The sequence below is a fragment of the Bradyrhizobium sp. YCK136 genome, from assembly GCF_044570075.1.
Classification (GTDB): domain Bacteria; phylum Pseudomonadota; class Alphaproteobacteria; order Rhizobiales; family Xanthobacteraceae; genus Bradyrhizobium; species Bradyrhizobium diazoefficiens.
On the sequence record NZ_CP172424.1, the window covers coordinates 1,909,029 to 1,921,677 of the forward strand.

Below are 12,649 nucleotides of genomic sequence, written 5' to 3' on the forward strand. Positions count from 1 at the left end.
TGCGAGTTTGCAGTGTCGAGTTCACAATTTCGCCGGCAGAACGGAGCGGATGCCGCCAAGGAACGTCGTCACCTTCGCGTCAATGATCGAATTGACGTCGGCTTCCAGCGGCATGGAATAGATGAACTGACGCACTCCAAGATAGAAGATCGCCGCATGAAGTCCCCATACCATCTCGATCTCGAGGACGGTGGTCGGCACCTCTCGGGTGGACGGACGTCCGTATTCGAACCGGATTTCCTCTATCACCCTTTCGAATGCGCGTTCGCGGAGCATCTTCAGGTAGCGGGCGTTCAATCCGAGATCCTTCAGTCCCGCGAACATGAACAGGCGGATCCATTCGTACGTGAGAATGACTTCGGCATACTCGCGGTAAAACCGGGTCAGCCTCATCTTGAGGGGAACGGAACGGTCGGCAATGACCTTTTCCCATGACGGCTTCCAGCGCCCGACAAAGACCTCCTGGTAGACTCGTTCGATGAGGGCTTCCTTGCTGGGGAAGTATCGGTAGAGCAGGGGCTGTGTGATCCGCAGTCGCTTGGCGAGCTCGCGGGTCTGCCCCTCGAACCCATGCTCGGCGAAGAAGGAGACCGCCTCGCGTGCGATGATCGCCTCGCGCTCGGACGGGTCTAGCCGCTGCTGCTCTCGGACGGGTGTTTTGGGACGAGCACCGATGGATTTCTTCACATTTGCTTCTTCGGCTGGAGTGCCATTTTCCATAGTCATACACCGTACTCCCAATTCGCCCGGGCCGCCAAAACCGATCACTTTATATTTATCAAACGATAAATAATCGTTGACTCCCGTCAATGCCGCCGCAATAATTGATCAAACGATAAATAACGATCTGACGACCGTCCGATTGCATTGAAGGGAGGCCGCCTATGACCAACGATCGCAGCACAAGCAAAGCGCAGCCGAGAGCGCTTGTGATCGGTGGCTCCATGGCTGGATTGTTCGCGGCGTTGCTCCTGCGACGGGAAGGCTGGAGTGTCGACATATACGAACGCATCGGTGCCGAACTCGCCGGCCGAGGCGCGGGGATCGTTACGCACCGCGAATTGTTCGACGTGTTGGGACGGACCGGCATAGACACCGAAGCGGCCGCCGTTGGAGTAGCCGTCCCGGGCCGGCGGGTGCTCGACCGCAGCGGACGCATCGAGGGCGAACTCGGGCTGCGTCAGGTACTTACGTCGTGGGGTCATCTCTACGGGCTTTTGAGGGCGGCCTTTCCGACTGAGAACTACCATCACGGCAGGAACCTAGTGGCAGTGACCGAAGTGGGGGATCGGGTAACGGCGCGCTTCTCCGACGGCTCCGAGGCTTCCGGGGATCTGTTGATCGGCGCCGACGGCATTTTTTCGTCCGTCAGGTCCCAGCTCGCTGCGGAAGTCCGCCCCGGATACGCAGGCTACATCGCCTGGCGAGGCCTGGTCGATGAACGGGAATTGTCCCCGAGGACCCGCGCGGAATTGTGCGACTGGTTCGGTTTCAGCCTCCCGCCGGGGGAGCAGATGCTCGGCTATCCCGTAGCCGGGGTGAACGAAGAGATGGGCGTCGGCGAGCGGCGCTACAACTTCGTTTGGTACCGCCCGGCCGATGCTGATCTCGGACTGGCCGATCTCCTGACAGACATCGACGGCGTTCGCCACGAACTATCCATTCCGCCGACCCGGATTCGTCCGGAGGTGATCGCCTCGATGCGGCGAGACGCCGAGCGATTGCTGGCGCCGCAATTCGCCGAGGTCGTTCGCCTCACGCGTCAGCCGTTCATACAGGCGATCCTGGACCTCGAGACGCCGCGAATGGCGCTCGGACCCCGAACGGTGATCCTGGGCGATGCCGCCTTCGTGGCCCGACCGCACGTCGGAATGGGGGTGACGAAAGCTGCGGGAGACGCAGCCGCCCTCGTCGACGCGCTGCGGGACCATCCAGGAAATCTCTCAGCCGCGCTGGCGAAATTCGAATCGGTGCGGCTCCCGTTCGGCTCGGCGGTCGTTCGTCGGGCGCGCGATCTCGGCGCCTACATGCAGGCCCAGATCGCGACCGCAGAAGAGCGGAGGATGGCGGAACGTCATCGCAGTCCCGAGGCGGTGATGGCTGAGACCGCCGTCACCACAGGAATCGCCGCGTGACAAAGTTCAAGAATTCAGAAAGGGAGGACGACCAACCAATGGATCTGCAAGCCATCCAGAACAATCCGGCGTTCCGACAGCTCGCCAGCGAGCGGGCACGCCTCGGCGTCGGTATGTCGGTCGTCATGGCGGCCACATACTTCGCCTACATCCTGACCATAGCGTTCCGGCCGGGCCTGTTAGGCCATCCGCTCTGGAACGGCACTGTCATCACCTGGGGGGTGCTGATCGGAGTCGGTCTGATCGCCTTGGGCTTCTTGCTCACGGCCCTCTACGTCCGACGGGCCAATTCCCGCTTTGATCGCCTCAATCAACTTCTGCGGGAGAATATCCGATGATTGTACGCCCTGTTTACGCGGCTTTCGTCGCTGTCGCATCCGTGGTCATTTCAAGTCCCGCCGCGGCCGATGCGCTGGCATCCACGACGGGCGCGCGTCAATCGCTGAATGCGACCGCGATCGCCATGTTTCTCGGCTTCGTCGCCGTCAGTCTAGTACCCACTTTTCTTGGAACGTGAGTCGTGATTCAAGGTCGGGATGATACCCGAAGCAAGAGAAGTCCACCTTTCGAGGAAAGATCGCAAGGTGCTTGAGGCGTGCTGTCGCTCACCGGTGACGTTGCAGCGCGATTTGAAGCGGGCGCGGATAGTTCTGTTGGCGGCGGATGGGCGCAGCACCCGGTCGATCGCCAAGGAAGTTGGGGTCCAGCCGCGGATTGTCAGCCTTTGGCGGCATCGCTATGCCGACCATGGCCTTGAAGGGCTGCAAGACAAGCCGCGGCCTGGCAAGCAGCCGATCTATACGAAGACGACCGACAAGCGGATTCTGAAGCTGCTGGATAAGCCGCCACCGCAAGGGTTTGCGCGCTGGACCGGCCCCCTGCTGGCCGAGGCGCTGGGCGATGTCGATGTCCAATATGTCTGGCGGTTCCTGCGCAGCCACAAGATTGACCTGGTGGCTCGCAAGTCCTGGTGCGAGAGCAACGACCCGAACTTTACGGCCAAAGCCGCCGATGTTGTCGGCCTCTATGTCGCGCCGCCGGCGAAGGCCATTGTGCTGTGCGTGGACGAGAAGCCCTCGATCCAGGCTTTGGAGCGAGCGCAGGGTTATCTGAAGTTGCCCAATGGCCGCGCCTTGACCGGCCAAAGCCACGATTACAAGCGGCATGGCACCACAACATTGTTTGCGGCGCTCGAAGTCGCCACCGGAAAGATCATCGCGACCCATTCAAAACGCCGGCGCCGCGTCGAGTTTCTCGATTTCATGAACAGCGTCACCGCGGCTTTTCCGAACCGCAAGCTTCACGTCATCCTCGACAACCTCAACACCCATAAAAAGAACGAGGACTGGCTCAAGGCCCACCCCAACGTGCAATTTCATTTCACGCCGACAAGTGCGTCATGGCTCAATCAGGTCGAAGTATGGTTTTCCATCTTGCAGGGGCAGTCGCTCAGCGGCACCTCCTTCACGAGCCTCAAGCAGCTTCAGGAACACATCGATGCCTACGTCAACGCATACAACGACAGAGCCGAGCCCTTCGTCTGGACCAAGAAAAAGGTCCGTCAACGCCGTTTCAAAGGCCGCCGTATCACTCAGCTCTGATTCCGGGTACTAGGCATCACGTGGTGGGCCGCCAGACGAGGTACGAACACCGCAAGGGACTTCTACGCCGCCGGTGCCGGCCTGAAGGGGGTCCATAACGGACTCGCGATCGCAGGCGACTACACGTCTGCGGCGACCTTCCTGGGTGTTACGGCGCTCGTTTATACGTCGGGCTATGACGGCATGATCTACGCCATAGGCTTTCTCGTCGGCTTTCCCATGATCTTGTTCCTGATCGCGGAGCCGCTGCGTAACCTCGGCCGCTATACGTTCGCCGACGTCGCGGCGTATCGCCTTTCCGAGGTGCCGGTGAGGGCGGTCGCCGGCGTCAACACCCTTGTCATCGTGGTCTTCTACCTGATCGCTCAGTTGGTCGGAGCCGGGAAGCTCATCCAGCTACTGTTCGGGCTCCCTTACATCTACGCAGTCGGCATCGTGGGCGTACTGATGATGGTCTACGTGACCTTCGGAGGAATGCTCGCGACGACCTGGGTGCAGATCATCAAAGCTGTCCTGTTGATGTCGGGATCGGTATTGATGTCAATTCTGATTCTCAGTCACTTTGGTTTCAGCCTAGAGGCGCTCTTCCGGGAGGCCGTAGCACTGCACCCAAAGGCCAGCGGGATCATGGCTCCTGGCGGTCTCGTCAAGGATCCGGTGTCTGCAATTTCCCTCGGATTGGCCCTGATCTTCGGCACGGCCGGTCTACCGCATATCCTTATGCGCTTCTTCACGGTGAGCGACGCCCGTCAAGCTCGAACTTCGGTTCTAGTTGCGACCGGATTTATCTCCGTCTTCTACAGTCTGCTTTTCGTGCTCGGCTTCGGCGCCATCGCGATCGTTTCGACGGATCCGCAGTTCCGTGATCCGTCGGGTGGCTTGTTGGGTGGCGTCAACATGGTGGCCCTCCATCTGGCGGACGCCGTCGGCGGGTCGCTGCTGCTCGGGTTCATCTCCGCAGTGGCATTCGCGACCATCCTAGCGGTCGTGTCGGGATTGACGCTCGCGGGCGCTTCAGCCGTCAGCCATGATCTCTATGCACGCGTCATCCGCAGAGGGCGCGCGAAGGAGCGCGAGGAAGTGCTCGTCTCAAAGGCCGCCGCGGTCGCTATCAGCGTTCTTTCGATGGCACTGGGCGTCCTGTTCGAGAACCAGAACATTGCGTTCATGGTGGGGCTGGTCTTCGCGATCGCCGCGAGCGCCAACTTCCCGGTTATCCTTCTTTCGATCGTCTGGCCAAACCTCACGACACGGGGAGCGGTGACCGGTTCGCTCGCCGGTCTGTTGGCATCGGTCGGGCTGGTCGCTCTCAGCCCCGGCGTGTGGACCGCCACATTCAAGCTCGGTGCCGCACCGTTCCCCTATGACAACCCGGCGCTCGTTTCTGTTCCGCTGGCCTTCGTGGTGTCTTGGGTCGTGTCGATGCTGGACCGCAGCGCAGCTGCGGCATCGGTCCGCGCATCGTATGGAGCGCAGCACGTTCGGGCCCAGACGGGCCTGGCCGTCGAATGACGGTTCATCGCTAAACAACGGAGGTGCGATAATGGAAACCACTTTGGCCAAAACGGGCAGGGTCGCTTGGTCCGATGCGATTCAGAAGGAATTCGACACCAATCAGTTCAACGGGCGGGTAGGGACCCGCCTCCTATCGGAAACCGAGCGCGTGCGTGTCTGGGAAATACGACTTGCGCCGGGCGAACGCATCGGCTTTCACCGTCATGTGCTTGATTATTTCTGGACTGCAGTCACGCCGGGGCGGGCGCGGTCATATGCGGAGGACGGAACGATCGTCGAAGCAGTTTACTCGGCCGGTGAGACGCGTCACTTCGTCTACGGAAAGGGCGAGTACAAGATCCACGACCTCAAGAACGTCGGAGATGCGGACTTGTGGTTCACCACCGTCGAATTTCTTGACAGCGCGAACGTGCCGCTGGAAATCGGGACGAAGAATTCGTGAAATGACAGCGGACGGCAGCGAGAGGCGTTCGGTCCGTAAGCCCGCTACGGGTTGCCAAACTGTCGGCGCCGTTGGCCATGTGCGTCGACATAAACCGCGTCTAGAAAGACAGGCGAGCTTTAAGGTGTATCTTCTTCCCAGCCTTGGAGCCGTCCGGTGTCCGAGGCGTCGTTTCTGCCGACGACAGTGCGTACGGGCCTCACTAACGCGCCGAAAGCACATGCCCGCGGCGCATTCCGCTATGTGAGTACAGGAGTGGGTCCAGCACCAAGCCGTCGGTTTAGCATTGCGCGCTCAGTCGGCGGGGGATCGCTTTGGATCGACGGACACGTCCGCCAGTTCGGCCCGCGCAAGCCTAACGGCGCCAGGGAGCGAATCCGGAGACGCGTTACGGTGTTTATGTAGGTGCCAACAAGGCGACCGTCGTGATCGAGGTCGTCGACCACCTTGTTGCTGTCGGTCAACGACAGAGTGATGCTTCCATCCCTTGCCGCAAACGGTGCGAGCCCGTGCGAATAGCTCCTGAATCTCCTTATATGATGATTGGTCAAGCCATCGGCTCTCCATTGTTTTGCTCCATTAGTTTGGCCTCCAGTATCCAGGTGAACCCAGGTCTTTCCTCGACCGGTAAACAGCCGGGACAACCTTATATCCGGTCGCTGCGCCAAGCAGCGGCACCACATTCCCGCATTCGATGGGCTGGGCTCAGGAAGGCGCTACCATCCTCATACTCGGCTGTTTAAGCCAAAGAAGACTTCCGGTTCGCCCGCCTGGATCTGCTGAAGCTGATCAGGCTTCAGTAGATGACGATGTGGAGCAGTTTCTACGCATTCTTCAGCTTCGCCCCGTCAATCACGACGCCAACCGTCACATATTTCCACAAAGCAACGAGTAGTTTGCGGGCGAGTGCGACAACGATTTTCTTGCGCTGGGCAGAACCACTCGATGCTGCTCGCTGCCGGAACCAGCGGGTTAGCGCAGAATCAGGCTGATGGCGCAGCCAGAGCCAGGCCAGCTGTATCATCGTGGTGCGTAACCGCGGGTTGCCAGCTTTCGACACTCCTTGATCACGATCAACGGATCCGCTCTGCCACGGTGTTGGTGCTAATCCCGCGTAAGCCGCGATTTGTCGGCGATTGTCAAAGTGCCTGTAAAAGCCTTCCGTCCAGAGCAGAGATGCGAACTCAGGTCCGATACAACGCACGTTCTCGAGCATGGAAATGGCGCTATTTGCCTCTTTCCGTTCGGACGCCAGAAGCTTATCGCGCTCCGCCTCGATCACTTTGATCTGCTCGATCACCAATTCAAGACGGTCAAGTTCTCGCGATAGAGCTGGCCCCGGTTGTTTGGACAGCGCCCCGCTGGATTTAAGTGGATTCCTGCCGGGTTATGCTGAACGCGGGGCTTTACGGTTTTGTCGTTGCGTCGGGAGGGCGTAGCCCGACCAGAGCGACGACAAAACCGTCGGCGACGGTCATGCGGCCATCACCATAGCTTGCGTGCCGAAGTAAGCCTCGTCGGGCGTGCGCCCGTCAAGGCTCGAGTGAGGGCGTCCCTGATTGTAGAAGGCCAGATACTTGGCAATTGACGCTCGCGCCTCGGACACGCTGTCGTAGGCGCGGAGATAAACTTCTTCGTATTTGACCGTGCGCCAGAGCCGCTCGACAAACACGTTGTCGCGCCAGGCGCCCTTGCCGTCCATGCTGATGGCGATCTTCGCGTCCAGCAGCACATCGGTGAACTCGAGGCTGGTGAACTGGCTGCCCTGATCCGTGTTGAAAATCTCGGGCCTGCCGTGCTTCGCCAACGCCTCCTGGACCGCTTCGACGCAGAAGGCCGCCTCCATTGTGATCGAGACGCGATGGGCCAGGACCCGTCGGCTGAACACATCGACGACCGCCGCGAGATAGACGAAGCCACGCCGCATCGGAATGTAGGTGATGTCCATTGCCCACGCATGGTCGGGCCGCTCGATCTTCAATCCGCGCAACAGGTACGGGTAGATCTTGTGACCCGGAGCCGGCTTGCTCGTGTTCGGGCGACGATAGACCGCCTCGATCCGCATGCGCTTCATCAGCGTCGCGATGTGGCGGCGACCGGCGTATACGCCCTCCCGCCGCAGCAACGATCGCAGCATACGCGCTCCCGCGAAGGGATAATCGAGATGCAGCTCATCGAGCCGACGCATCAAGGCAAGGTCCTCGGCCGAAACTGGCCGAGGTTCATAGTAGACCGTGCTGCGAGCCAGCTTCAGGACCTTCGCCTGGCGCACGATAGAAAGATCATGACCGCGGTCGATCATCGCTTTGCGCTCAGCAGGCCCGCCTTGGTGAGCGCGCCGGACAAAAAATCGTTTTCCAACGCCAGCTCGCCGATCTTGGCATGTAACGCCTTCAAATCGACCGGCGTCTCGGCCGATGTCTTGTCATGCCCAAACACGCCGGCGGCGCCTTCCAGGAGCTGGTTTTTCCAGATCGTGATCTGGTTCGGATGAACATCAAACAGTTGCGCCAGCTCCGCCAGTGTCTTGTCGCCTTTGACCGCAGCCAAAGCAACCTTCGCCTTGAATGCCGGAGAATGCGTCCGGCGGCTCTTCTTCGTCATCTTCGCTCCTGATTCGCAGCAAGAATCCTCGCCGCTGTCAGGCAGAAAATCCACTCAAGCTACTGTCCGAATTTGCGGGGCCAGCTCTTTTGCTTCATTGTACACATCGACGCCGGCGAGCTTGGACGCGCGCCATTCACCCTCCTTGTGCGTGGTAGCACTGGTTGTCGAAGCCGCTTGGTTTGTGGCTGTTTGCGCCGCCGCCGCGCCGGTCATCGACGCGATAGCCAGGAATGCTATTGCAAGACATTTGGAAATCATGATGTTCCTCCATTGTTTTGGTGAACAATAACGCGGTGTGACTTTGGTTCCAGCGACGGAACAGTAAATCATCTCCCCGCAAGGTCTCAGAGAGGCGGTGGACACCCGCGCTCAAACATTGCGCTACTCATTCGATCATCTCGTCGGCGCGAGAGTAGCGTGAGTTGCGGCCCTTCTCGACACCCGCGCGGCAGATAATCAGCCGGTTTGCCCAAATCACATTCTGCACCTTAAGGTGCGTTTCGCTCGTTGGCATTGCGGCGGAGTCGACTACGATCGCTCGGCGCTACCCGGCAAACTGCGCCTGGTGATCATCGTACGAACATACAAGCACCGCCTAATTAAAAGCGAGAACTGAGATTCCGAAGCAACCATTGGTGGCGCGCGGCATTGGTCCACTGTTAAACAAACAAGGGAAAGTTCAAAAAAATGTCGAACGCAAATCAGATTCATTCGAATCAAAATTTCGAGCACCAGCAGAATAGTAACGAACAAATCGATACAGGGACTGCGTCATCTAACGCCTTCCTGGCGATTGCCACTGCTTACGGTGACTACACGAAAAAGTCGTTTGAAGACACGAAACTGTTCGTTGAGAAGCTCTCTGGCGTGAAATCGCTCGACAAGGCGATTGAAGTTCAAACCGTCTTCGCCAAGACGGCCTACGAGACGTTCGTTACGGAGTCACAGAAGATTGGCGGACTGTACAGCGATCTTGCCAAGCAGTCCTACAAGCCATTCGGTGATCTTGTTGCAAAGATGACCTCGACAAATCGATAAATCGTTCCCCGCGGTGTGTCAGAGCACAAATACCCTGCTCATCGCGAGGTTTTTTCCGATCATCACTTAATCCGTCTAATCCTGGCAGCTGAGAGCTTGCGCTCGCGTTTGCTACGAGGAGCATTATGTCCAATCCTAATCCGCTTTTCCAAGAGTTGTCCTTTGATCCAGAGCAGGTAACCGCCGTGAATCAGGCCTACGACCTGGCATGTCGAACACTTCAGAATATCGGTCAGTTGGAGGTAGATCGCGAAATTATTGCCAGGGGTATTTTGCAGGCTGCAGGCAGCGGCGAGCGGGACGCCAACAAACTATGTGAACGTGCTATCCTTGGATTGACCCCGGTGGACTATCGGCAGCATGGCACTTAAAACAACCAACGGAGCGACCGGTTTCGGCTTCGAGACGGAGACATCGGCCTGCCAATCAAGAGGCCAGGAGACGCTATTCTGATGTCGAGACCGCCAGCTGACCCGATAGGGCTTGTTACTACCTCCGTCGTGCTGCAGCGGACCATTTCACCTTGGGCTGGCTGATGCACGGCCTTCGCAAGCGATCCTTCGGGATCATCATGATCCTGCTCGCGCTGGTCGCGCTCGCACCGGGCTCTCGATCGTAGCTGGCCTGCTACTCACGATTCCCGCGTTCCAGATGATCGCGGGCAAACCCGCTCCGGTCTCTCCACGCCGCATCGCCACTCGTTCCTTGCCGACGAAACACCTCGCTGCTGTGGTGCAGCGATCCTTACCGGTGCTCAGATATCTTGAGAAGGTGGTTCATCCACGGTGGCGCACCCGTTGGAGGCAACCAAGCGCCTGGTCGGCTCGTCGTGGTACTGAGCGCTACTCTGGTCTTCATTCCAATACCCCTGAGCAACGTCGTCCCCGCTTTGGTGATTGCCTTGATCTCCCTTGCCTATCTCGAGGAGGATGGGGTCCTGTCTCTCGATCGCCTTGCTGGCCGCCGCCATTTGTGCGGTCGCGACGGCGGTAGTTTGGCAGACGGTCGTCGGCGCAAAATGGATCATCGATCTCTGGTAGCGACCTGTCGCTGGTAACGAACCGTGCGATGCCGCTTGTTGGCCGCGCCAACAATACTCGCGTCGCTTCTGTCCGGAGGACCGTTTGAAGCCGCAAACAAAGGCATCAGCGCTGCTTCGCTCGACCACACGACCAGCGGAGCTACGGAACCGAAGCGGGAAAGAATAACCTTGCTGGCGGGAGAAACCTTTCCTTCGGATCGATGTTGTCATTCCAGCAACAGAACCGGGCGACTGGCAGTTGCTCGAAAAGCCGCTCGGCGTAATGCCCGGGCGGCTTTTTCCTTTAACGTGGGAGGGTGCAATGCCAAATGATAAGCCCCTCAAGCCCGACGACTTTCCGGTTGAGGTTGAGGGCGACGAATTAATGACTGCGGACGGCAAGCCAATCGCCAAGGCGAAAACGCCAGACATCGCAGAGGATATCGCGGACCGTCTCAACGAAGACGATTGCCGTAAAGAGCAGGACAGATGGTCGCCTTGATTTTGCTTGTGGTCGCGTCGAAGCATGCCGCTTCATCGCCAGTTCGAAAACCGTTGTGTCTCCCCCTCCCGCAGATCGCCGGGTTTGGTACCCTACAGAATTCTGTTGAAATGACACGCAGCCACCGCCAGGTGCGTGCAGGTTCGCTCCGTATCGGATTCTCCTTGTCGCTTCACGCAGGCTTGCACCGACGGCAAGATCAGCCTTTCGTTTTAACCTGAACGTTCCTGATATGGCGTTGCTTATGCGGGTCTATATTTGGCCAGATCGCTCTTTGCTAGTACGCCCATTCCTTTCCGGCCTTTCCGGGTGGGTCCGAGCGAGAGCAGAGAGGTTTCCTCGTTGCTTGGCGACTGGTCGAGCCCAAGAAATGACTTAGCGCACACAGGGGTTGAAGGTTCTGGCGACAGCCCAGTGATCGACGCGATCACTCGCATTACTTCCCAATACATCTCCCAACCCAAGATAGAAGCGGAACTATAGTCTGTTGGGGCCGTTCCACTCTATGGCCGACCTTCGTCGGCATGGATTCAATTTGAATTGGAAAAATCAGATGAGAAAGTCATTAATGGTGTCTGTGGCCGTTGCGGCCTTATTGGCCACGACCGGGCTTGCGACAGCTCAAGGCGCCAATCAAGGAGCAGCGAAGGAATCTCCGGCTGCCGCTTCGCCTAAGGGTGATACTGCGGCGCCGATGAATGCACCGGCGGCAAAGGGAGCCGAGACAGCAAGCCCCGGCGCCGGGCCAAAAGACGTGGCGCCTCAACATGCGCAGGGCAAGCCGGATGCAAAAACGACTGGCGACATGAAAGCTGATGGCAAGTCGAAGGCGTCAGAGTCGATCACTCCGACCACCACTTCGAAGGACGTGAAGAATCCGACCGCCGAAACGAAGTCGCCTTCTGACGGCAAGGCGGCGAGCGAGATGAAAGCCGACAGCAAGACGAAATCGTCTGAGTCGACCGCCACATCAAAGGTGTTGAAAACTCCGACTGCCGAGACCAGGCCTTCGACCCCCGACAGTAGGACGACAGGCAATGCTGCAACCTCGGCGACAGCAGCGCCTCCCGCTGAGAAGCGCACCCAGATAACCTCGGCCATCAAGCAAGAGAAGGTCGAGGAAGCTACAAATGTGAACTTTAATCTCTCAGTCGGAACGGCTGTCCCGGCCGGTGTGCGCTATTACCCGATGCCATCACGTATCGTGGAAATCTATCCGGAATGGCGTGGATACGATTTCATCCTGGTGCACGGCAAGTACATCATCCTTCGCCCGCGCACCCACGAGATCGTTTACATCATCGAAGGTTAAGCGAACTCGCCGAGCGCACGACAGGCAGTTACGAGAAACCAGAGGGCGGCTTAAGAGCCGCCCTTATTTTCTGAGCCAACCGCCGCTGGAGGTCCTATTTTGTTCTCTTCGAGCCTTTCTTTCGAAAGCGAGCAATGTTGACCAGCGTGGATGGAGCCAAAACACTATATTAATTAGATCACCGCCCCATCATAGGCAACAATCGGTGACTGAGAGTGTCGCGCTCCCGCCTGAGTCTTAAGGGGAGTATCATGCTGTCGAGTCAATCCAATCCAAGTTTTGGTGTTTCAGACTTCAGAATTCGTCGCTGCTCAACATGCCGCACACCGATGAGGTTGGTCTGCATCGAGCCGGACAAACCTGGTTTTGATCTGCGCACCTTTGACTGCGCAAGGTGCAGCGCCGACGAAACCGTCCTCGTTGCCATTTAACTGGGTTCATGTCCCGCTTGATTGCGCCGCCTACAGAGCGGAGCA

The 12,649-nt window shown here is 58.6% G+C and carries 13 protein-coding genes and 3 pseudogenes; 12 read left to right on the plus strand and 4 right to left on the minus strand.

From position 1 onward, the window contains the following. Positions 1-21 precede the first annotated feature (21 nt). Positions 22-726, minus strand: a complete 705-nt coding sequence (locus ACFLEY_RS09005) for a TetR/AcrR family transcriptional regulator (protein ID WP_249163486.1) — start codon at positions 724-726, stop codon at positions 22-24. Between the two features lie 158 nt (positions 727-884). On the opposite strand from ACFLEY_RS09005, the gene ACFLEY_RS09010 reads away from it, so the two are divergent. The 6 genes and pseudogenes from ACFLEY_RS09010 (at position 885) to ACFLEY_RS09035 (ending at position 5,693) form a co-directional block, all read left to right on the plus strand. After that, positions 885-2,135 carry an FAD binding domain-containing protein gene (locus tag ACFLEY_RS09010; protein ID WP_211434346.1) on the plus strand — a complete coding sequence of 417 codons (1,251 nt, stop codon included), beginning with the start codon at positions 885-887 and terminating at the stop codon, positions 2,133-2,135. Then, positions 2,132-2,473, plus strand: a complete 342-nt coding sequence (locus ACFLEY_RS09015; protein ID WP_246740521.1) for a DUF485 domain-containing protein — start codon at positions 2,132-2,134, stop codon at positions 2,471-2,473. Before ACFLEY_RS09010 ends, ACFLEY_RS09015 begins: the two co-directional genes overlap by 4 nt. Next, positions 2,470-2,652: a hypothetical protein gene (locus tag ACFLEY_RS09020; RefSeq protein ID WP_211434345.1), complete on the plus strand. Its 183-nt coding sequence runs from the start codon at positions 2,470-2,472 to the stop codon at positions 2,650-2,652. Before ACFLEY_RS09015 ends, ACFLEY_RS09020 begins: the two co-directional genes overlap by 4 nt. Before the next feature lie 19 nt (positions 2,653-2,671). Then, complete coding sequence (locus ACFLEY_RS09025) at positions 2,672-3,736, plus strand: IS630-like element ISRj1 family transposase (protein ID WP_026192128.1); 1,065 nt, start codon at positions 2,672-2,674, stop codon at positions 3,734-3,736. 9 nt (positions 3,737-3,745) lie between these two features. After that, positions 3,746-5,248: pseudogene (gene actP, locus ACFLEY_RS09030) on the plus strand (cation/acetate symporter ActP); the annotation flags it as partial. A 31-nt stretch (positions 5,249-5,279) separates the two neighbouring features. Further along, positions 5,280-5,693: a hypothetical protein gene (locus ACFLEY_RS09035; RefSeq protein ID WP_161533448.1), complete on the plus strand. Its 414-nt coding sequence runs from the start codon at positions 5,280-5,282 to the stop codon at positions 5,691-5,693. Between the two features lie 823 nt (positions 5,694-6,516). On the opposite strand, the pseudogene ACFLEY_RS09040 reads toward ACFLEY_RS09035, so the two are convergent. The 3 genes and pseudogenes from ACFLEY_RS09040 to ACFLEY_RS09050 form a co-directional block, all read right to left on the minus strand. Then, a pseudogene (locus ACFLEY_RS09040) lies at positions 6,517-6,873 on the minus strand (transposase); the annotation flags it as partial. Between the two features lie 294 nt (positions 6,874-7,167). Then, positions 7,168-8,297 (minus strand): IS3-like element ISRj2 family transposase gene (locus ACFLEY_RS09045; RefSeq protein WP_129557324.1). Its coding sequence is split into 2 segments (ribosomal slippage): positions 7,168-8,045 and positions 8,045-8,297, totalling 1,131 coding nucleotides; the frame shifts between segments, so codons are not numbered across the junction. Between the two features lie 54 nt (positions 8,298-8,351). Beyond that, positions 8,352-8,558, minus strand: a complete 207-nt coding sequence (locus ACFLEY_RS09050) for a hypothetical protein (RefSeq protein WP_396604616.1) — start codon at positions 8,556-8,558, stop codon at positions 8,352-8,354. A 429-nt stretch (positions 8,559-8,987) separates the two neighbouring features. On the opposite strand from ACFLEY_RS09050, the gene ACFLEY_RS09055 reads away from it, so the two are divergent. The 6 genes and pseudogenes from ACFLEY_RS09055 (at position 8,988) to ACFLEY_RS09080 (ending at position 12,173) form a co-directional block, all read left to right on the plus strand. Next, positions 8,988-9,338, plus strand: coding sequence for a phasin family protein (locus ACFLEY_RS09055; RefSeq protein WP_060908807.1), 351 nt, complete (start codon positions 8,988-8,990; stop codon positions 9,336-9,338). Between the two features lie 125 nt (positions 9,339-9,463). Then, on the plus strand, positions 9,464-9,709 hold the full coding sequence (locus tag ACFLEY_RS09060) for a hypothetical protein (RefSeq protein WP_041955327.1): 246 nt from the start codon (positions 9,464-9,466) through the stop codon (positions 9,707-9,709). Between the two features lie 280 nt (positions 9,710-9,989). Beyond that, a pseudogene (locus ACFLEY_RS09065) lies at positions 9,990-10,076 on the plus strand (hypothetical protein); the annotation flags it as partial. Positions 10,077-10,167: 91 nt separating this feature from the next. Next, on the plus strand, positions 10,168-10,395 hold the full coding sequence (locus ACFLEY_RS09070) for an exopolysaccharide biosynthesis protein (RefSeq protein WP_161533471.1): 228 nt from the start codon (positions 10,168-10,170) through the stop codon (positions 10,393-10,395). A gap of 286 nt (positions 10,396-10,681) precedes the next feature. Beyond that, the gene (locus tag ACFLEY_RS09075) at positions 10,682-10,861 is read left to right on the plus strand and encodes a hypothetical protein (RefSeq protein ID WP_060912692.1); all 180 of its coding nucleotides are present in this window, start codon (positions 10,682-10,684) and stop codon (positions 10,859-10,861) included. 568 nt (positions 10,862-11,429) lie between these two features. Further along, positions 11,430-12,173: a DUF1236 domain-containing protein gene (locus ACFLEY_RS09080; protein ID WP_202633196.1), complete on the plus strand. Its 744-nt coding sequence runs from the start codon at positions 11,430-11,432 to the stop codon at positions 12,171-12,173. The last annotated feature ends 476 nt before the right edge of the window (positions 12,174-12,649 follow it).